This is a genomic window from Polaromonas sp. YR568 (assembly GCF_943369675.1).
GTDB lineage: Bacteria > Pseudomonadota > Gammaproteobacteria > Burkholderiales > Burkholderiaceae_C > Polaromonas.
In genome coordinates this window covers 1-20465 of record NZ_CALROB020000012.1, presented here as the reverse complement: position 1 = coordinate 20465, position 20465 = coordinate 1, and the positions used below count along the sequence as shown (strand labels likewise).

18 protein-coding genes are annotated in these 20465 nt (G+C 64.1%); all 18 read left to right on the top strand.

The features are described from left to right. Window positions 1–30 precede the first annotated feature (30 nt). Window positions 31–555, top strand: coding sequence for a shikimate kinase (locus ACLV8F_RS08475; protein WP_411883796.1), 525 nt, complete (start codon window positions 31–33; stop codon window positions 553–555). 42 nt (window positions 556–597) lie between these two features. After that, window positions 598–1713, top strand: coding sequence for a 3-dehydroquinate synthase (gene aroB, locus ACLV8F_RS08470; RefSeq protein ID WP_411883795.1), 1116 nt, complete (start codon window positions 598–600; stop codon window positions 1711–1713). 20 nt (window positions 1714–1733) lie between these two features. Next, a complete protein-coding gene (locus tag ACLV8F_RS08465) occupies window positions 1734–2933 on the top strand; it encodes a deoxyguanosinetriphosphate triphosphohydrolase (protein ID WP_411883794.1) in 1200 nt (399 codons plus the stop codon). A 24-nt stretch (window positions 2934–2957) separates the two neighbouring features. After that, complete coding sequence (locus tag ACLV8F_RS08460) at window positions 2958–4208, top strand: CynX/NimT family MFS transporter (RefSeq protein ID WP_411883793.1); 1251 nt, start codon at window positions 2958–2960, stop codon at window positions 4206–4208. A 273-nt stretch (window positions 4209–4481) separates the two neighbouring features. Further along, window positions 4482–5564: an ABC transporter substrate-binding protein gene (locus ACLV8F_RS08455; RefSeq protein WP_411883792.1), complete on the top strand. Its 1083-nt coding sequence runs from the start codon at window positions 4482–4484 to the stop codon at window positions 5562–5564. Between the two features lie 90 nt (window positions 5565–5654). Then, on the top strand, window positions 5655–6365 hold the full coding sequence (locus tag ACLV8F_RS08450; protein WP_411883791.1) for a transposase: 711 nt from the start codon (window positions 5655–5657) through the stop codon (window positions 6363–6365). A gap of 238 nt (window positions 6366–6603) precedes the next feature. Continuing rightward, a complete protein-coding gene (locus ACLV8F_RS08445) occupies window positions 6604–11349 on the top strand; it encodes a glutamate synthase-related protein (RefSeq protein WP_411883790.1) in 4746 nt (1581 codons plus the stop codon). 114 nt (window positions 11350–11463) lie between these two features. Further along, on the top strand, window positions 11464–12930 hold the full coding sequence (locus tag ACLV8F_RS08440) for a glutamate synthase subunit beta (RefSeq protein ID WP_411883789.1): 1467 nt from the start codon (window positions 11464–11466) through the stop codon (window positions 12928–12930). A 247-nt stretch (window positions 12931–13177) separates the two neighbouring features. Continuing rightward, window positions 13178–14023 carry an ABC transporter ATP-binding protein gene (locus ACLV8F_RS08435; RefSeq protein ID WP_411883788.1) on the top strand — a complete coding sequence of 282 codons (846 nt, stop codon included), beginning with the start codon at window positions 13178–13180 and terminating at the stop codon, window positions 14021–14023. Continuing rightward, entirely contained in the window at window positions 14020–14814 is a 795-nt protein-coding gene (gene mlaE / locus ACLV8F_RS08430) for a lipid asymmetry maintenance ABC transporter permease subunit MlaE (RefSeq protein WP_411883787.1), read from the top strand. The genes ACLV8F_RS08435 and mlaE overlap by 4 nt, the downstream gene beginning before the upstream one ends. A 119-nt stretch (window positions 14815–14933) precedes the next feature. Next, window positions 14934–15440 (top strand): outer membrane lipid asymmetry maintenance protein MlaD, encoded by a 507-nt coding sequence (mlaD, locus tag ACLV8F_RS08425; RefSeq protein ID WP_411883786.1) that lies wholly within the window; start codon window positions 14934–14936, stop codon window positions 15438–15440. Beyond that, complete coding sequence (locus ACLV8F_RS08420) at window positions 15437–16207, top strand: VacJ family lipoprotein (RefSeq protein ID WP_411883785.1); 771 nt, start codon at window positions 15437–15439, stop codon at window positions 16205–16207. Before mlaD ends, ACLV8F_RS08420 begins: the two co-directional genes overlap by 4 nt. Before the next feature lie 203 nt (window positions 16208–16410). After that, the gene (locus tag ACLV8F_RS08415) at window positions 16411–17055 is read left to right on the top strand and encodes a phospholipid-binding protein MlaC (protein WP_411883784.1); all 645 of its coding nucleotides are present in this window, start codon (window positions 16411–16413) and stop codon (window positions 17053–17055) included. A 15-nt stretch (window positions 17056–17070) separates the two neighbouring features. Then, window positions 17071–17343, top strand: coding sequence for a lipid asymmetry maintenance protein MlaB (locus ACLV8F_RS08410; RefSeq protein WP_411883783.1), 273 nt, complete (start codon window positions 17071–17073; stop codon window positions 17341–17343). A 98-nt stretch (window positions 17344–17441) separates the two neighbouring features. Continuing rightward, window positions 17442–18407 (top strand): ABC transporter ATP-binding protein, encoded by a 966-nt coding sequence (locus ACLV8F_RS08405; RefSeq protein WP_411883782.1) that lies wholly within the window; start codon window positions 17442–17444, stop codon window positions 18405–18407. Next, the gene (locus ACLV8F_RS08400; protein WP_411883781.1) at window positions 18404–19159 is read left to right on the top strand and encodes an ABC transporter permease; all 756 of its coding nucleotides are present in this window, start codon (window positions 18404–18406) and stop codon (window positions 19157–19159) included. The genes ACLV8F_RS08405 and ACLV8F_RS08400 overlap by 4 nt, the downstream gene beginning before the upstream one ends. Before the next feature lie 134 nt (window positions 19160–19293). Continuing rightward, entirely contained in the window at window positions 19294–19545 is a 252-nt protein-coding gene (locus ACLV8F_RS08395) for a BolA family protein (protein WP_411877415.1), read from the top strand. A gap of 6 nt (window positions 19546–19551) precedes the next feature. Further along, a partial coding sequence (locus ACLV8F_RS08390; protein WP_411883780.1) for a UDP-N-acetylglucosamine 1-carboxyvinyltransferase occupies window positions 19552–20465 on the top strand: 914 nt, incomplete at its 3' end.

Sequence of the window (20465 nt, the reverse complement as noted above, 5' to 3'; positions counted from 1 at the left end):
GCCTCCCAGACTCCATTGAATGCAAACCCCTTGAGAATCGCCTGCGTGGGCCTGCCGGGTTCGGGGAAATCCACCGTCGGCCGGCACCTGGCGCGCAAGATGGGCTTGCGATTCATCGACTCGGACCAGGTGATAGAGCAGCGCATCGGCTGCTCCATCCGCGAGTTTTTTGAGCGCGAAGGCGAAAACGCTTTCCGCGATATAGAGCAGCAAGTCATCGACGAGTTGACTCAAGGCGAGCCGTGCGTGCTGTCCAGCGGTGGCGGAACCGTATTGCGCCCGGCCAATCGCCTGCATCTTCGAGAGCGTGCGCAGGTTGTCTACCTGCACTCCATTCCAGAGGAAGTGTTTCGCCGCCTGCGGCACGACCAGAACCGGCCCTTGCTCCAGGTCGCCGACCCGCTGGCCCGGCTCAGGGACCTTTACGCCGCCCGAGACCCCCTGTACAGGGAAACCGCCCATTTCGTCATCGAGACCGGCCGCCCTTCGGTGTCGACCCTGGTGAACATGATCCTCATGCAGCTGGATCTGGCCGGCCTGATGCCTTCGCCCTAGGCCCGAGGCGCTTGCCGGGCCGAGTACCTCTACACTTCCCCCATGCATGCAAATTCCTCCCCCACGGCGGCGCGGGTCCAGATCGAACTGGCCGAGCGCAGCTACCCGATCGCCATCGGCAACGGGCTGCTTGGCAACCCGCTGACGTATCAGGATCTTCCGAAAGCCGCCACCGCGCTGGTGGTGTCGAACACGACGGTGGCGCCCCTGTATGCGGCGCAACTGAGCCAGGCGCTGAAGCAGCGTTACGCCAAGGTGCTGCTCGTCACTTTGCCCGACGGTGAAGCCCACAAGGACTGGCCGACGCTGCAACTGATCTTTGATGCCTTGCTGGAAAACGGCTGCGACCGCAAAACAGTCATGTTTGCGCTGGGCGGCGGCGTGGTCGGCGACATGACGGGTTTTGCCGCGGCCAGCTACATGCGCGGCGTGCCGTTTGTGCAGGTGCCCACCACCTTGCTGGCGCAGGTGGATTCCTCGGTGGGCGGCAAGACGGCCATCAACCACCCGCTGGGCAAAAACATGATTGGCGCGTTCTACCAGCCGCTGCTGGTGGTTTGCGACCTCAACGCGCTGCAGACGCTGCCTGCGCGCGAATTGAGCGCGGGCCTGGCAGAGATCATCAAATACGGGCCGATTGCCGACATGGCCTTCCTGGAATGGATAGAGGCCAACCTTGACGGCCTGCTGGCCAGCGAACCCGCGGCCATGGCCCACGCGATCCAGCGCAGCTGCGAGATCAAGGCCTGGGTGGTGGGCCAGGACGAGCGCGAAGCCGGCCTGCGCGCCATCCTGAATTTCGGCCATACCTTCGGCCACGCGATTGAATCCGGCCTGGGCTATGGCGAATGGCTGCACGGGGAGGGCGTGGGTTGCGGCATGGTGATGGCCGCGCACCTGTCCGAACGCCTGGGCCTGGTCGATATGGCTTTTGTCGAACGGCTGACCCGGCTGGTTCAGCGTGCCGGCTTGCCGGTCAGGGCGCCTGTGCTGTCAGCCACAGACAATTCCGGCCGCTACCTGGAATTGATGCGCATCGATAAAAAATCCGAAGCCGGTGAGATTCGCTTTATCCTGATCGACGGCCCCGGCAAGGCGGCGCTTCGCAGCGCGCCCGATGCGCTGGTGCGCGGCGTGATTGACCGGTGCTGCGCGTGATGCCCCCGAAGGCCTGAACCATGAGCCTGGCGCCCTATGCCTGTGATCCCGCGTTATCGCGCGGCCGCCGTTATGCCGAGCCGGCAGCGCCCACGCGCTCCGAATTCCAGCGCGACCGCGACCGCATCGTGCATTCCACGGCCTTTCGCCGGCTGGTCTACAAAACCCAGGTCTTCCTGAACCATGAAGGCGACCTGTTCCGCACCCGCCTGACCCATTCGCTGGAGGTCGCGCAGCTGGGGCGTTCCATCGCCCGCACGCTGCAGCTCAATGAAGACCTCGTGGAAGCTGTCGCGCTGGCCCACGACCTGGGCCACACGCCCTTCGGCCATGCGGGCCAGGATGCCCTGAACGCCTGCCTCAAAGCCGGCTATCCCGAGAGCGCCGGCTTTGAGCACAACCTGCAAAGCCTGCGTGTCGTGGATGCGCTGGAAGAGCGTTACCCGGCCTACAACGGCTTGAACCTGACCTTCGAGACGCGCGAGGGCATCCTCAAACACTGCTCCAGGCGCAATGCGCGCCATATCGAGGCGCGCGAACCGGGCGGCGTGGCGCGCCGCTTTGTGGAGCAGCCGGCCGAAGGCCCGCACTGGCAGCAACCCAGCCTTGAGGCCCAGCTCGCCAATCTGGCCGATGAGATTGCCTACAACGCGCACGACATCGACGACGGCGTGCGCTCGGGCCTGCTGACGCTGGAGCAGCTCGAGGACGTGGAGCTTTTCAGCCAGTACTGCCGCGAAACGCGGCTGGCCCATCCCGGCCTGCAGGGCCGCCGGCTGCTGTTTGAGACCATACGGCGCATGCTCAGCGCGCAGGTCTACAACGTGATGGATGCGACCTGGGCCGCCATTCACACGGCGGCGCCCGCCAGCGTCGACGACGTGCGCCAGGTCCCGGCGCTGGTCTGCTTCACGCCCGAGATGGCGCAGCAGTCCGCGTCGCTCAAGCGCTTCCTGCTGCAAAACCTTTATCGCCATCCGAAAGTGGTGGAAACCACGCTGGCCGCCAAGGAGGTGGTCCGCGAGTTGTTCGAAGCCTATATGGCCGACCCGGCGCAGATGCCGCAAGCCCACATCGACCGCTTCGATGGCATAGACGCGCCGCACGCCGCGGGCGCCAAGCCGGAGCGGGTGGTGGCCGACTACATCGCCGGCATGACAGACCGCTTTGCCGCCAAAGAGCATGAGCGCCTCAAGGGACGGGCTGCTTTTTCGGCCTGACATTGCAACTCGCGCTTCATCCGTGTGTCTGAGTTCAAGCCGGACACCACCCTCAACCCGCGCGCCGCCTGGTACGTGATCGCGGCTGGCGTGGTGGCCGCGCTGCAGGTCGGCAAGCTGCCGCCGGCCTTGCCGGTGCTGGGCCAGGTGCTGGGGGTTTCGTTGCTGCAGGCGGGCTTTTTACTGTCGCTCGTGCAACTCGCGGGGATGGCGCTGGGATTGGTGACGGGCCTGGCCGTGCAGCGTGTGGGGCTCAAGCGCAGCATGGTCAGCGGCCTGTGTGTGCTGGCGCTGGCCGGCGCGCTGGGTGCGATGGCCCCCAATGCGTATGGCTTGCTTGCCACGCGTGTGCTGGAGGGCTTGGGATTTTTGTGGGTGGTCCTGCCGGCGCCGGCCCTGGTCCGCCGGCTGGTGCCACCGGAAAAACTGAACGGCATGCTGGGTATGTGGGGCGCTTACATGCCCCTGGGCGCCTCGCTGGCCTTGCTGGCCGGGCCTTGTGTGATCAGTCTCGGTGCGCCGCAATGGGGCTGGCGCATCCTGTGGTGGCTGCTGGCCGCCATGGCCGGGGTGCTGGCGCTGCTTGTCGCCTGGCGGGTGCCGGCGGAATCGCCCGCAACCATCGGTGCGTCCGCTCATTCTTCCAGTGGCCGGCTGATAGGCGCGACATTGCGTTCGCGCGCGGCCTGGCTTCTGGCCATGGCCTTTGCGATGTATTCGGGGCAATGGCTCGCGGTGGTGGGCTTTTTGCCGTCCATCTACGCCCAGGCAGGTGTGGCCGGCGCCTGGGCGGGCCCGCTCACGGCGTTCGCCGCCGCCGTCAACATCATCGGCAACGTCGCTGCCGGGCGGCTGCTGGGCCGCGGCGTGCGACCGCTGGCCCTGCTGGGCACCGGCTTTCTGGTGATGGCGGGCGGCGCCCTGCTGGCTTTTGCACCGCAGGTTTCACCTGTGCTGCAGTACCTGGCGATCCTGGGTTTTTCCATGCTGGGCGGCCTGGTTCCCGCCACCTTGTTCAGCTTGGCCGTCCGGCTGGCCCCCGGCACGGACACCGTTTCCACCACCGTGGGCTGGATGCAGCAATGGTCGGCGTTGGGCCAGTTCGCGGGCCCGCCGCTGGTGGCCTGGGTGGCCGCCACCACCGGAAGCTGGCAATGGACGGGCTGGGTCACGGCGGCCAGTTCCGCGCTGGGCCTCGTGCTGGCGCTGCAGTTGCAGCGTTTGCCGGCCATGCGTGCGGTAGGGCGCATAGCGGCCCGGACCGGAAAAATATAAATACCAAAGCGGGACGAAAGCACAAACAAAAGGCCACAGCGAAGAACATGGGCTTATGACGTGTTGGCATTTCCCCGCTGTTTTTCCGGGCCGGCACGGATTACGCTTGCTATCTGCGCTCAGTTCGTGACTTTTTTAACAGTTGGCGCGCTTTGCGATGCAGGCATCAAACCTGCTTAGCTATTCCCTATCTCCAAAGGTGTTGTCATGGGCTTCAATAGGCGTCAATTAATTCTCAGTGGGGTGTCTGCGGGCGCCGCGGTAGCAAGCCCCGTGTTGTGGGCGCAAAGCAAGACCGCGCGGAAAATCGTCGTCGGGCAATCGGTGCCGCTCACGGGCGCCGCCGACCAGATCGGCCTGGCCTACCTGAATGGCGCCAAGATTTTTTTCGACGCCATCAATGCCAAAAACGGCGCGGGCGGCTACAAGATTGAAGTCAAGGCCCTGGACGACGGCTACGCCCCGGCCAAGGCCGCCGCCAATGCCAAGCAACTCATCGACGAGGGCGTTGACGCGCTCTTCGGCTTCACCGGCACGGCCAGCTGCGATGCCGCTTTCGCCGCGGCCAAAGCTTCCAGCACCTTGTTCTTTGCGCCCTTTGCCGCGTCCGATGCGCTGCACGATCCCGCGCTCAGCAACGTGTTCCATGTGCGTCCCGCGCTGGCCGATGAGGCCTACAAGATCGCGCGCCATTGCGCCACGCTGAACCAGGACCGCATCGCCGTGTTCGCCGAAGACGACGCCATGGGGCGCGGCGGCCTGGCGGCCGTCAACCAGGCGCTTATAGACCTGAAGCGCCCGGCCATCGTCGGCAGCGCGCTGTCGCCGGTCAACAGCGACAAGGTCGACGCGGCCGTGGCATTGCTGATGAAAGCGCAGCCCCAGGCCATCATCCAGGTCAGCCTGTTCAATTCGTCGGCGGCTTTTATCCGCAAGATGCGGCAGGCAGGTTTCGGCGGCCAGTTCCTGAATTTCTCGGTGGTCGGTATTGATCCGCTGTTCAGCGCCCTGGGCAAGGAAATCGGCGGCGTCGTGATTTCGCAGGTTGTGCCTTCGCCGCGCAGCACCGGCACGCCTATCATCAAGGAATACCTGGACGTGCTGAACCAGACCGACCAGACGCCGAGTTATGAAAGCGTGGAAGGCTATATCGCCGCCAAGACGTTTGCTGAGGGCGTTCGCCGCAGCGCTGCGGGCAGCGGCAAGCCCGACCGGGCCGGCCTGCAAAAGGCGTTTGAGTCCATGACGGATTACGACGTGGGCGGCTTTCGCGTCAATTTGCGCCCGAAAAAATACGAATCGGTGCGCGCCATCGACCTGGTCACCATCACGCCTGACGGCAAAGTGGTTCGTTAAACCTCCGGCCTCAGGATCGCGCGCAGCGGTTCGGGGCGAGAAATTGGGGTCAGATTCGAATACCATGGTGCAAACTCCATTCAATGCACCATGGCCCGTCTTCCCCGTCTGACGCTTCCCGGTTATCCCCACCACATGATCCAGCGCGGCAACAACCGGCAGGCCGTCTTTTCTTGCGCCGCCGACCATCAGATGCTGCTGGGCCTGCTCGGCGAAAGCGCCCGCAAATTCGGCGTCGCCCTGCATGCTTATGTGCTGATGGACAACCACTTCCACCTGCTGGCCACGCCTTCCACGGCGGACGGCCTGCCGCAAATGATGCAGGCGGCCGGGCGGCGTTACGTGCGCTACTACAACGACAGCCAAGGGCGCTTCGGCACCTTGTGGGAAGGGCGCTACCGCGCCACCGTGGTCGACGCCGAACGCTATCTGCTGCCTTGCATGGCCTACCTGGACCTCAACCCGGTGCGCGCGGGGCTGGTGGCCGAAGCCAAAGACTACCTGTGGTCCAGCCACGGCCATTACGCCGGCTTGCGGGTCGACAGCCTGTTGACGCCGCATCCACTGGTCTGGGCGCTGGGCAACACGCCCTTCGCGCGTGAAGCGGCCTACGCCGAACTGGTGCGTGCCGGCATCACGCTGGAGCAGCAGGACCTGCTGACGCGCTCGGCCCTCAGCGGCTGGGCGCTGGGTGGTGAGGATTTTCTGGCCGAACTCCAAAAACGCACGGAGCGCCGCGTGACCAAAAACCGGGCAGGGCGACCACCCATGGCGCCAAAAGAGGGTTCTTCAGCAGGTTAAGCGTGACCAGCCCTGAGTTTATTGCTATCAAATTTAATATGTCCCCAAATAAATCTTGATTGATTTTATGGGTATTTAATTAGAATCTGACCCCATTTAAAGTGCTTGGCATTGTTGTTGCAGTGCACTATGCTCCCATTCCCTGCGAAAAATTATGAACCTTGCGGATGGAAGCGTTGTCGGCCTTTTTTCGGGGCCATCCTGCATCGCCGTCATCCCCACCTGACGAGGAATTGCCATGACCACGGCTGCTGAAATCAAGCATTTTGAAGAAAACGGTTTGTACTCCGGAGCCCATGAGCACGATGCCTGCGGCGTCGGTTTCGTGGCGCACATCAAGGGGCACAAAAGTCATGCCATCGTCCAGCAAGGCCTGAAGATCCTCGAAAATCTCGACCACCGGGGCGCAGTGGGGGCTGACAAGCTCATGGGCGACGGCGCCGGCATATTGATCCAGCTGCCCGACGCGCTGTACCGCGAAGAAATGGCAACGCAAGGCGTTCAGCTGCCGCCGCCCGGCGAATACGGCGTCGGCATGGTGTTCCTGCCGAAAGAGCACGCCTCCCGCCTGGCTTGCGAGCAGGCGCTGGAGCGCGCCGTCAAGGCCGAAGGCCAGGTGCTGCTGGGCTGGCGCGACGTGCCGGTCAACCGCGACATGCCCATGTCGCCCACCGTGCGCGCCAAAGAGCCCATCCTGCGCCAGATCTTCATCGGCCGCGGCAACGACGTCATCGTGCAGGACGCGCTGGAGCGCAAGCTGTATGTGATCCGCAAGACCGCCAGCGCCGCCATCCAGAACCTGCGCCTGACGCACAGCAAAGAATATTACGTGCCCAGCATGTCCAGCCGCACGGTGGTCTACAAAGGCCTGCTGTTGGCCGACCAGGTAGGCACCTACTACCGTGATTTGACCGACACGCGCTGCGTTTCGGCGCTCGGTCTGGTGCACCAGCGCTTTTCCACCAACACCTTCCCCGAGTGGCCGCTGGCGCACCCTTATCGCTATGTCGCGCACAACGGCGAGATCAACACCGTCAAGGGCAACTACAACTGGATGAAGGCGCGCGAGGGCGTGATGTCCTCGCCGGTGCTGGGCGCCGACCTGCAAAAGCTCTACCCCATCAGTTTTGCCAGCCAGTCCGACACCGCCACCTTCGACAACTGCCTCGAGTTGCTGACCATGGCCGGCTACCCCATCAGCCAGGCCGTGATGATGATGATTCCCGAGCCCTGGGAACAGCACACCACCATGGACGAGCGCCGCAAGGCCTTCTATGAATACCATGCCGCCATGCTGGAGCCCTGGGACGGCCCGGCGTCCATCGTGTTCACCGACGGCCGCCAGATCGGCGCCACGCTGGACCGCAACGGCCTGCGCCCCTCGCGCTACTGCGTGACGGACGACGACCTGGTCATCATGGCCTCGGAATCGGGCGTGCTGCCCATCCCTGAGCACAAAATCGTGCGCAAATGGCGTCTGCAGCCCGGCAAGATGTTCCTGATCGACCTGGAACAGGGCCGCATGGTCGACGACGAGGAAATCAAGGCCACGCTGGCGCACAGCAAGCCTTACAAGCAGTGGATCGAAAACCTGCGCATCAAGCTCGACGACGTGGCCGGCAAGGCTGCAAAAGCCGCTCCGGTGACCGCGCCCGCCGTTTCCAACATCCCTTTGCTGGACCGCCAGCAGGCCTTCGGCTACACCCAGGAAGACATTAAGTTCCTGATGTCCCCCATGGCCGCCAACGGCGAGGAAGCCACGGGCTCCATGGGCAACGACAGCCCGCTGGCCGTGCTGTCCAACAAGAACAAGCCGCTGTACAACTACTTCAAGCAGTTGTTCGCGCAGGTGACCAACCCGCCCATAGACCCGATCCGCGAAGCCATCGTGATGTCGCTGGTGTCCTTCATCGGACCCAAGCCCAACCTGCTGGACATCAACCAGGTCAACCCGCCCATGCGGCTGGAAGTCAGCCAGCCCGTGCTCAACGTGGCCGACATGCAGAAGCTGCGCGACATCGAAGCGCATACCCAAGGCAAGTTCAAGAGCTACACCCTGGACATCACCTACCCGCTGGCCTGGGGCCACGAGGGCGTCGAGGCCAAGCTGGCGTCGCTGTGCGCCGAGGCGGTCGACGCGATCAAGGACGGCAAGAACATCCTGATCGTGAGCGACCGCGGCATCAGCGCCACGCAGGTCGCCATCCCGGCCCTGCTGGCCCTGTCGGCCATCCACCAGCACCTGGTGAAAGAAGGCCTGCGCACCACGGCCGGCCTGGTGGTGGAAACCGGGTCCGCGCGTGAAGTGCACCATTTCGCCGTGCTGGCCGGCTACGGCGCCGAAGCCGTGCACCCTTACCTCGCCATGGAAACCCTGGGCGAGTTGTCCAAGGGCTTGCCGGGCGACCTCAGCACCGAGAAAGCCGTCTACAACTACACCAAGGCCATCGGCAAGGGCCTGTCCAAGATCATGTCCAAGATGGGCGTGTCTACCTATATGAGCTACTGCGGCGCGCAGCTGTTCGAGGCCATAGGCCTGAACCGCGACGCCGTGGCCAAGTTCTTCACCGGCACCGCCAGCCAGGTCGAAGGCATGGGCGTGTTCGAAATCGCCGAAGAAGCGCTGCGCATGCACCGCGCCGCCTTCAGCGACGACCCGGTGCTGGCCAACATGCTGGACGCCGGCGGCGAATACGCCTGGCGCGTGCGCGGCGAAGACCACATGTGGACCCCCGACGCGATTGCCAAGCTGCAGCATTCCACGCGCTCCAACAACTGGAACACCTACAAGGAATATGCCCAGCTGATCAACGACCAGAACCGCCGCCACATGACCTTGCGCGGCCTGTTCGAGTTCAAGATCGACCCGTCCAAAGCCATCCCCATCGACGAAGTCGAGCCGGCCAAGGACATCGTCAAGCGTTTTGCCACCGGCGCCATGTCGCTGGGCTCCATCAGCACCGAAGCCCACGCCACCCTGGCCGTTGCCATGAACCGCATAGGCGGCAAGAGCAACACGGGCGAGGGCGGTGAAGACCCCAACCGTTATCGGCAAGAGCTCAAGGGCATCCCGATCAAGAAGGGCGAAACGCTCAAAAGCGTGATCGGCCCGAAACAGGTTGAGGTCGACCTGCCGCTGCAGGACGGCGACTCGCTGCGTTCGCGCATCAAGCAGGTCGCGTCGGGCCGCTTCGGCGTCACGGCCGAATACCTGGTGTCGGCCGACCAGATCCAGATCAAGATGGCGCAGGGCGCCAAGCCCGGCGAGGGGGGGCAATTGCCCGGCGGCAAGGTCAGCGAATACATCGGCTCCCTGCGCTATTCGGTGCCCGGCGTCGGTTTGATCTCGCCGCCGCCGCACCACGACATCTATTCGATCGAGGACCTGGCCCAGCTGATCCACGACCTGAAGAACGTCAACCCGCGCGCCAGCATCAGCGTCAAGCTGGTCAGCGAAGTCGGCGTCGGCACCATCGCGGCGGGTGTGGCCAAGGCCAAGTCCGACCACGTGGTGATCGCCGGCCATGACGGCGGCACGGGCGCCTCGCCCTGGTCGTCCATCAAGCATGCCGGCTCGCCCTGGGAAATCGGCCTGGCCGAAACCCAGCAGACCCTGGTGCTCAACCGCCTGCGCGGCCGCATCCGCGTGCAGGCCGACGGCCAGATGAAAACCGGCCGCGACGTCATCATCGGCGCGCTGCTGGGCGCCGACGAGTTCGGTTTCGCCACCGCGCCGCTGGTGGTCGAAGGTTGCATCATGATGCGCAAGTGCCACCTCAACACCTGCCCCGTCGGCGTGGCCACGCAGGACCCGGTGCTGCGCCAGAAATTCAGCGGCAAGCCCGAGCACGTCGTCAATTACTTCTTCTTCGTCGCCGAAGAGGCCCGCCAGCTCATGGCGCAGCTCGGCGTGCGCAAGTTCGACGACCTGATCGGCCGCGCCGACCTGCTCGACACGCAAAAGGGCATCGAACACTGGAAGGCCAGCGGCCTGGATTTCGCCCGCCTGTTCTACCAGCCCAACGTGCCGGCCGACGTGCCGCGCATGCACGTCATGGAGCAGGACCACGCGCTCGAAAAAGCGCTGGACGTGCGCCTGATCGAAAAATCGAAGGCAGCGATTGAAAAGGGCGAAAAAGTCCAGTTCATCGAGGTGGCGCGCAACGTCAACCGCACCGTCGGCGCCATGCTGTCGGGCGAATTGACGCGCCACCATCCGCAAGGCCTGCCCGACGATACCCTGCGCATCCAGCTGGAAGGCACGGGCGGCCAGTCCTTCGGCGCCTTCCTGGCCAAGGGGATCACCATGTACCTGATAGGCGACGCCAACGACTACACCGGCAAGGGCCTGTCCGGCGGCCGCATCGTGGTGCGCCCCAGCATTGACTTCCGCGGCGACGCGGTGAAGAACACCATCGTCGGCAACACCGTGCTCTACGGCGCGACCACCGGCGAGGCCTTCTTCAGCGGCGTGGCCGGCGAGCGTTTCGCCGTGCGGCTTTCGGGGGCCACGGCGGTCGTTGAAGGCACGGGCGACCACGGCTGCGAATACATGACGGGCGGCACCGTCGCGGTGCTGGGCAAGACCGGCCGCAACTTCGCCGCCGGCATGAGCGGCGGCGTGGCCTATGTGTATGACGAGGACGGCCTGTTCGCCACGCGCTGCAACACCTCCATGGTCTCCATGGACCGCATCGTCACCACGGCCGAACAGCACACCCATGACAAGGCCGACTGGCATGCCGAACAGAGCGATGAGGAACTGCTCAAGCGCCTGCTGCAGGACCACAACCGCTGGACCGGCAGCAAGCGCGCGCGCGAACTGCTGGACAACTGGAGCGAGTCGCGCCTGAAGTTCGTCAAGGTCTTCCCGAACGAATACAAGAAGGCCCTGATCGAGCGCAAGGAGCGCCGCCTGGAAGCTGCCACCGAGACCACCCGCGCCCAGGTCGCCACCAACCAGGAAGCGGTGGCCGCCAAGTAGGCGCCGCTGGACCTCACGCTTGCATGGAATTCATCGCCGCCGCCCGCGTCCCTTGCCGTAGTCAGGCACGGGCCGGCGGCCTGAAAAGTTAAAAGAATCGCACAGGACCTCATCATGGGAAAAATCACCGGCTTCATGGAATACGAGCGCATCGAGGAGGGCTACAAGCCCGTGCCGGAGCGCCTGAAGAACTACCGCGAATTTGTCATCGGGCTGGACGACGCGCAAGCCAACAAGCAGGCCGCACGCTGCATGGACTGCGGCACGCCGTTCTGCAACAGCGGCTGCCCGGTCAACAACATCATTCCCGACTTCAACGACATGGTGTTCAGAGCCGACTGGAAAAACGCCATCGACACGCTGCACAGCACCAACAACTTCCCCGAGTTCACCGGCCGCATCTGCCCGGCGCCCTGTGAAGCCGCCTGCACGCTGAACGTGAACGACGAGGCCGTCGGCATCAAGTCCATCGAGCACGCCATCATCGACCGCGCCTGGTCCGAAGGCTGGGTCAAGCCGGTCATGCCCAAGCACAAGACCGGCAAAAAAGTCGCCGTTGTCGGCTCCGGCCCCGCCGGCATGGCCGCCGCCCAGCAGCTGGCGCGCGCCGGCCACGAGGTGACCCTGTTCGAGAAGAACGACCGCGTGGGCGGCCTGCTGCGCTACGGCATTCCCGACTTCAAGATGGAGAAAATCCACATCGACCGCCGCGTCGACCAGATGAAAGCCGAAGGCGTGAACTTCCGCACCGGCGTGATGGTCGGCGCCTTGCCCAAGGACTCCAAAGTCACCAACTGGGCCAAGGAAAGCATCAGTCCCGAGCAGCTGCAAAAAGACTTTGACGCCGTGATCCTGACCGGCGGCGCCGAGCAGTCGCGCGACCTGCCCGTGCCCGGCCGCGACTTGGACGGCGTGCACTTTGCCATGGAATTCCTGCCCCAGCAGAACAAGGTCAACGCCGGCGACAAGGTCAAGGGCCAGCTGCGCGCCGACGGCAAGCACGTCATCGTCATTGGCGGCGGCGACACCGGCTCCGACTGCGTCGGCACCAGCAACCGCCACGGCGCCGTCAGCGTCACGCAGTTCGAGTTGATGCCCCAGCCGCCCGAAGAAGAAAACCGCCCCATGACCTGGCCTTACTGGCCCATCAAGCTGCGTACCTCTTCGTCGCATGAGGAAGGCTGCGAGCGCGAGTTCGCCATCTCCACCAAGGAGCTGATGGGCGAAAAAGGCAAGGTCACGGGCCTCAAGACCGTTCGCGTCGAATGGAAAGACGGCAAGATGGTCGAGGTACCCGGCTCCGAGCAGACCCTCAAGGCCGACCTGGTGTTGCTGGCCATGGGTTTCATCTCGCCGGTGGCTTCCGTGCTGGACGCCTTCGGCATCGAAAAAGACAACCGCGGCAACGCCAAGGCCGGCACCGACTTCACGGGCGGTTATGCCACCAACGTGCCCAAGGTGTTTGCCGCCGGCGACATCCGCCGCGGCCAGAGCCTGGTCGTCTGGGCGATTCGCGAAGGCCGCCAGGCCGCGCGCGCCGTCGACGAGTTTTTGATGGGTTACAGCGACTTGCCGCGCTGAGCGCCAAAACGGTCGAACAAACCCAGGCTGCGCCTGGGGCTCAAGGGCCTTCCTGCGAACGCCGGTCCAAGGCCGTCCGGCTCCAGCGCCGCCATGGTGACGGCGGGCTTACGCCGTTGTGCCGCCGGCACAGTCCTTACGGGTATTCATGTCTGGTATTACTTCCCGGGAAGCGCCAGGTCAAACCTCGTATCATTAGGGCATTCCCCTAGCACCGCCGACACGACCGTCGGCCTCTCCTTTTTCCATGGCCGACATCTCCGCTTCTTCACTGGTTGAATTCAAGGATGTGACCTTCTCCTACCCCGGTTCCGCGGGTGACCGCGTCATTCTGGACGGGGTCACCCTGTCCGTGCCCCGGGGCAAAGTCACCGCGCTGATGGGCGCCTCGGGCGGCGGCAAGACGACCGTTCTGCGCCTGATTGGCGGCCAGCAGAAGGCCACCGGCGGCGCCGTGCTGTTTGACGGCAAGGACGTCGGGAAATTGGTGCAGGAAGAGCTCTACACGGCCCGCCGGCGCATGGGCATGCTGTTCCAGTTCGGCGCGCTGTTCACCGACCTGAGCGTGTTCGACAACGTGGCTTTCCCGTTGCGCGAGCACACCGCGCTGAATGAGCGCCTGATCCGCGACATCGTGCTGATGAAACTCAACGCCGTGGGCCTGCGCGGCGCGCGCGACCTGATGCCCAGTGAGATTTCCGGCGGCATGGCCAGGCGCGTGGCGCTGGCGCGCGCCATCGTGCTGGACCCCGAGCTCATCATGTACGACGAACCCTTCTCCGGGCTGGACCCGATCTCGCTGGGCACCGCCGCGCAGCTCATACGCCAGCTCAACGACACGCTGGGCATCACCAGCATCGTCGTCTCGCACGACCTCGAAGAAACCTTCCGCATCGCCGACAAGGTCATCATCCTGGCCAACGGCAGCATCGCGGCGCAGGGCACACCTGATGAAGTCAGACGCTCCGCCGACCCGCTGGTGCACCAGTTCGTCAACGCCGAGAGCGAAGGCCCCGTGAAATTCCATTACCCCGGGCCGGGCGTAGAGGCCGACTTCGGCAACGCGGACGCGGCCAAAAAGGAGCGCGCATGAGCCGCTACAGCCCCGTGCGCCTGGTGTCCGACCTCGGCTTTGCCACACGCCGGCAACTGGCCGAGATGGGTTACGCCGCCCGGCTGATGTCGCGCCTGGTGGCCCTGAGCGGGCCGGCGCTGGCGCGCTTCGGCCTGGTGCGCGACCAGATTTTCTTTCTGGGCAACTATTCGCTGGCCATCATCGGGGTGTCGGGGCTTTTTGTCGGCTTTGTGCTGGGCCTGCAGGGTTATTACACGCTGCAGCGATACGGTTCCGCCGAGGCGCTGGGCCTGCTGGTGGCCCTCAGCCTGGTGCGCGAACTGGGGCCGGTGGTCACGGCGCTGCTATTCGCCGGCCGTGCCGGTACGGCCCTGACCGCCGAAATCGGCCTGATGAAAGCCGGCGAGCAGCTGTCGGCCATGGAAATGATGGCCGTCGACCCTATCCGACGCATCCTGGCGCCGCGTTTTTGGGGCGGCATCATCGCCATGCCCTTGCTGGCCGCGGTGTTCAGCGCCGTCGGCATCCTGGGCGGCTGGCTGGTCGGGGTGGTCATGATAGGCATAGATTCAGGCTCCTTCTGGAGCCAGATGCAATCGGGCGTGGACGTCTGGCGCGACGTCGGCAACGGCATCATCAAGAGTTTTGTCTTCGGCGTGACCGTCACCTTCGTCGCCCTGCACCAGGGATTTGAAGCCCAGCCCACGCCCGAAGGCGTCTCGCGCGCCACCACACGCACCGTGGTGGTGGCCTCGCTGGCCGTGCTGGGGCTGGATTTCCTGCTCACCGCGTCGATGTTCAGCCTTTGATGCGGCCTTTAGACCACCCTAAAACATTTTTAATCCGCCCATGAGAAAATCCACCGTTCCAGTGTTCGCCTTGGATGGTTGGTGCAGGGCTGCCCTTTGGGGCCACTGAAAGAAAAACCATGCAACGCTCCAAAAATGACCTCTGGGTTGGCCTGTTTGTCCTGATAGGGGGCGCGGCCATCCTGTTCCTGGCACTGAAGTCCGCGAACCTTCTTTCACTGAATTTCGACACTTCTTACAAGATCACGGCGAAATTCGACAATATCGGCGGCCTGAAGCCGCGCGCCGCGGTAAAAAGTGCCGGCGTGGTGGTCGGAAGGGTTGAAAACATCACTTTCGACGACAAGGCCTACCAAGCCAGCGTCAACCTGGCCATGGAGAGCCGTTATGTATTTCCGAAGGACAGCTCGCTGAAAATTTTGACCAGCGGCTTGCTCGGTGAGCAGTACATCGGCGTGGAAGCCGGCGGCGACGAGAAAAATTTTACTTCGGGAGACGTGATCAAAAACACGCAATCTGCCGTAGTACTTGAGAATCTGATCAGCCAGTTTTTATACAGTAAAGCGGCGGACAGCAGTTCCGGATCAGGGTCTGCACCGCCACCAGCGACGACAGAAAAAAAATGACGAGCAATAACACGATGAAAAAGTCAACAGGGTGGGCAGGCGCGGCGGTTCTGGCGGTGACGCTGCTTCAGGGGTGTGCAACCGGGCCGGGCGCCAATCCAACCGATCCGCTGGAGCCGTTCAACCGCGCCATGTTCGGTTTCAACGAAGGCGTGGACCGCGCCGTCCTCAAGCCAGTGGCCACCGTCTACCGCGACGTCACGCCCCAGCCGGTGCGCACCGGCGTCACCAGCTTCTTCGGCAATATTTCGGATGTCTGGGCTATCGTCAACAACCTGCTGCAGGGCAAGGGTGAATACGCCGCCGACAGCCTGGCCCGCGTCACGACCAACACCCTCTGGGGCCTGGGCGGCATTTTTGACGTGGCCACGGAATTGAAGATTCCGAAACACTCGGAAGATTTCGGCCAGACCCTGGGTGTCTGGGGCGTGGGTTCCGGCCCCTACCTGGTACTGCCCTTGCTGGGCCCCTCCACGGTGCGCGATACCGCCGGCCTGGTGGTGGACTCGCAGCTGGACCTGGTGACCCAGGCCAGCAATGTCCGCGTGCGCAATTCGCTGACGACGCTGCGCGTGGTTAACGGCCGCGCCAACCTGCTGGGCGCCGGTGACGTACTCGACCAGGCGGCCCTGGATAAATACAGCTTCACCCGTGAAATTTACCAGCAGCGCCGCAGCAGCCTGATCGGCAATGCCCCGGTCGAAAAGGAAGAGCGCTTCGATTTGCCTGAAGGTGCACCGGCGACGCCCGCACCCGCAGCCAAGTAAGAAGTGAAACAGGCTGAACAGGGCCAAAAAAGGCCTTGTTTAAGCGGTATCCAGACAATATTTACAAGACTGCCGAATAACTTCATCCCCAGACCGGAAGCAATCCCGCAGAATCTCCATCGAACCATCGGTTTCCAGCATGTAATGCATCGACCCTGATGCCGCAAGCTGGCAACCGCATGTTTCGCCACCGAAGGAACACCATGAAACGCAGAACCCTTGGCCATTTGTTGACCGCCACCCTCAGCCTCGCCTTGCTGGGCGCCGCGCCTTTCGTCCGCGCCCAACAGGTCGAGGCCCCCGACGCCCTGATCAAACGCGTGTCCGCTGAAGTGCTGGACAACATCAAGACCGACAAGGCCGTCAAAGCCGGCGACCTGACCAAGGTGCTGTCCCTGGTCGACAGCAAGATCATGCCCAACGTGAACTTCACCCGCATGACGGCTGCCGCCGTGGGCCGCAACTGGCGCCAGGCCACGCCCGAGCAGCAAAAGAAGCTGCAGGACGAGTTCAAAACCCTGCTGATCCGTACCTACTCCGGCGCGTTGGCACAGGTGAGCGACCAGAGCGTCAACGTCAAGCCGCTGCGCGCGGAGGCTGCCGACACCGAAGTGGTGGTGCGCACCGAAGTCCTGGGCCGGGGCGACCCCGTCCAGCTGGACTACCGCATGGAAAAGACCCCCACGGGCTGGAAGATCTATGACCTGAACGTGCTCGGCGTCTGGCTGGTGGAAACCTACCGTACGCAGTTCGCGCAGGAAATCAGCACCAAGGGCGTGGACGGCCTGATCGCCTCGCTGGTGCAGCGCAACCAGTCCAACACCGGCGCGGCCGCCAAAAAGTCCTGAGCGGACGAATTGCCGGTGCTGACGCTTCCCCCCATCCTGACGCACGCCGAAGCCGCAGGTTTTGCCCGCGGCCTGAAGCAGGCCGTGCTGGCCCAGCCGGCCGGCGTGGTGGCGGACGCGGGCGCGCTCAAGGAATTTGACTCCTCTGCTTTAGCGGTGCTGCTGGAATGCCGGCGTGAGGCGCTGGCCGCCGGCAAGGATTTTTCGGTGGCGGGCTTACCGCCCCGCCTGCGCCAGCTGGCGGGCTTGTACGGTGTGGCCGAACTGATTCCTGCCGCTGCGGCCTGAGCGCTGCAGCAGGTACGGCCGCTCGCAGCGGTCCCGCCAAGGGCATTCCATCGCCCTCCCGGCTGGAAAGCGGCATACGCCCTTAAAATGGCGGGCTCATGCCAGCGATCTCATTCCAGTCCGTCTCCAAAACCTACTCTTCCTCGCGAAATCAAACGGGGCCCGTCGTCAAGGCGCTGGACGACGTCAGTTTCGACATCCGGCAAGGCGAATTTTTCGGCCTGCTGGGCCCCAACGGCGCCGGAAAAACCTCCCTCATCAGCATCCTGGCCGGCCTGTCGCGCGCCAGCAGCGGCACCGTCAAGGTCCATGGCAGCGATGTGCTCAGCGATTACGCCAGCGCCCGGCGCAAGCTCGGCGTGGTGCCGCAGGAACTGGTGTTCGACCCCTTCTTCTCCGTGCGCGAGGCGCTGCGCATCCAGTCCGGCTATTTCGGCATCAAGCACAACGACGACTGGATAGACGAACTGCTGGTCAGCCTGGGCCTGGCCGACAAGGCCAACGCCAACATGCGCCAGCTCTCGGGCGGCATGAAGCGCCGCGTGCTGGTGGCGCAGGCGCTGGTGCATAAACCCCAGGTCATCGTCTTGGACGAGCCCACCGCCGGCGTCGACGTGGAGCTGCGCCAGACGCTCTGGCAGTTCATCGCCAAACTCAACAAGCAGGGCAGCACGGTGCTGCTGACCACGCATTACCTCGAAGAAGCCGAGGCACTGTGCAGCCGCATCGCCATGCTCAAGCAGGGGCGTGTGGTGGCGCTGGCGCAAACTTCCGAATTGCTCAAGGCGGCGTCTTCCAACGTGCTGCGCTTCAAGATCGACAGTGAACTGCCCGCGCACCTGGCCGTGCAGGCCCGCATCACCGGCCGCATCGTGCAGTTCCCGGCGCACAACGCCCATGACATCGAGCAATACCTCGCGGCGATCCGCGAGGCGGGCCTGGTGGCCGAGGACGTTGAAATCCGCAAAGCCGACCTCGAAGACGTCTTCCTCGACGTCATGAACAAAAAACCGGTGGCCGAAACCGCGGCCGTGGCGGTAGATCTCGCGAAAGTGGCAACATGACCGGCTGGCAAACACTGCTCTACAAGGAAACCCTGCGCTTCTGGAAGGTGGGTTTCCAGACCGTGGGCGCGCCGGTGCTGACCGCCGTGCTCTACATGCTGATCTTCGGCCACGTGCTGCAGGACCAGGTGAAGGTCTACAACCAGGTCAGCTACACCGCCTTCCTGGTGCCCGGCCTGGTGATGATGAGCGTGCTGCAGAACGCCTTCGCCAACAGTTCCTCCTCGCTGATCCAGAGCAAGATCATGGGCAGCCTGGTGTTTGTGCTGCTCACGCCGCTGTCGCACTGGCACTGGTTTTTCGCCTATGTGGGCTCCTCGGTCGCGCGCGGCCTGCTGGTGGGTGTGGGCGTTTTTGCCGTCACGGCGTTCTTCGGCCAACCTTCTTTTGTGGCGCCGCTGTGGATCGTGCTGTTCGCGGTGCTGGGCGCCGCGATGCTGGGCGCGCTGGGCGTGATCGCGGGCCTCTGGTCCGAGAAGTTCGACCAGATGGCGGCATTCCAGAACTTCGTCATCATGCCCATGACTTTCCTGAGCGGCGTGTTTTATTCCATCCACTCGCTGCCGCCCTTCTGGCAGAAGGTCAGCCACCTGAATCCCTTCTTCTACATGATCGACGGTTTCCGCTACGGCTTTTTCGGCGTCAGCGATGTTTCGCCCTGGCTCAGTCTGGGCATCGTGGCGACCGCTCTGCTGGTCGTCAGCGCCATCGCGGTGAATATGCTGCGCACCGGCTACAAAATCAGGCACTAAGCTATGAGCCCCCACGTTCGCGCACTTCGTGTCGCTCTCTGCCCCCCGAGGGGGCGCTGCGCCTGCGGCCTGGCAAAGCCAGTTCCGCGGCCCCTGCTTGCGAAGCCACTCCTCTCGTGCCCAATAGGTAAGCTATGACCAGCGAAGAATTGCAATCCATCATCGCCGCAGGCCTGCCCTGCGAGCACATCGAGCTGTCGGGCGACGGCCGCCATTGGTACGCCACCGTGGTGTCCAGCGCCTTTGAAGGCCAGCGCCTGATCCAGCGCCACCAGAAGGTCTACGCCACGCTGGGCGGCCGCATGCAGACCGACGAGGTGCATGCGCTGTCGATGAAAACCTATACGCCCACCGAATGGGCCAACAACAACGGCAACGCGAGCTAAAAAAACATGGACAAACTACTCATCAAAGGCGGCAAGCCGCTGGCCGGCACGGTCGAAATTTCGGGCGCCAAGAACGCCGCCTTGCCCGAACTTTGCGCCGCGCTGCTGACGGCCGACGAGGTGACGCTGCACAACGTGCCGCGCCTGCAGGACGTGGCCACCATGCTCAAGTTGATCCGCAACATGGGCGTGGAAGCCGAGCGTGGCGACGACGGCACGGTGCGCATCAACGCCGGCAAGCTCAGCTCGCCCGAGGCGCCTTATGAACTGGTCAAGACCATGCGCGCTTCCGTGCTGGCCCTGGGCCCGCTGCTGGCGCGCTTCGGCGAAGCCACCGTGTCGTTGCCCGGCGGCTGCGCCATCGGCTCGCGCCCGGTGGACCAGCACATCAAGGGCCTGCAGGCCATGGGCGCCGAGATCGCGGTAGAGCACGGCTACATGCTGGCCAAGTTGCCGGCCGGCCAGAAGCGGCTCAAGGGCACCAGCATCACCACCGACATGGTGACCGTCACCGGCACTGAAAACTTCCTGATGGCCGCCAGCCTGGCCGAGGGCGAGACCATCCTGGAAAACGCCGCGCAGGAGCCGGAGATCGGCGACCTGGCCGAAATGCTCATCAAGATGGGCGCGAAGATCGAAGGCCACGGCACGCGCCGCATCCGCATCCAGGGCGTGGAGCGCCTCTACGGCTGCACGCACCAGGTGGTGGCCGACCGCATTGAAACCGGCACATTTCTGTGCGCAGTGGCGGCCGCCGGCGGTGACGTCGTGCTCAAGCACGGCCGCGCCGACCACCTCGACGCCGTGATCGACAAGCTGCGCGAAGCCGGCGCCACCGTGACGGCGGGCGAGGGCTTTATCCGCATCCAGGCCAGCGGCCGCATGAAGGCGCAATCCTTCCGCACCACCGAATACCCCGG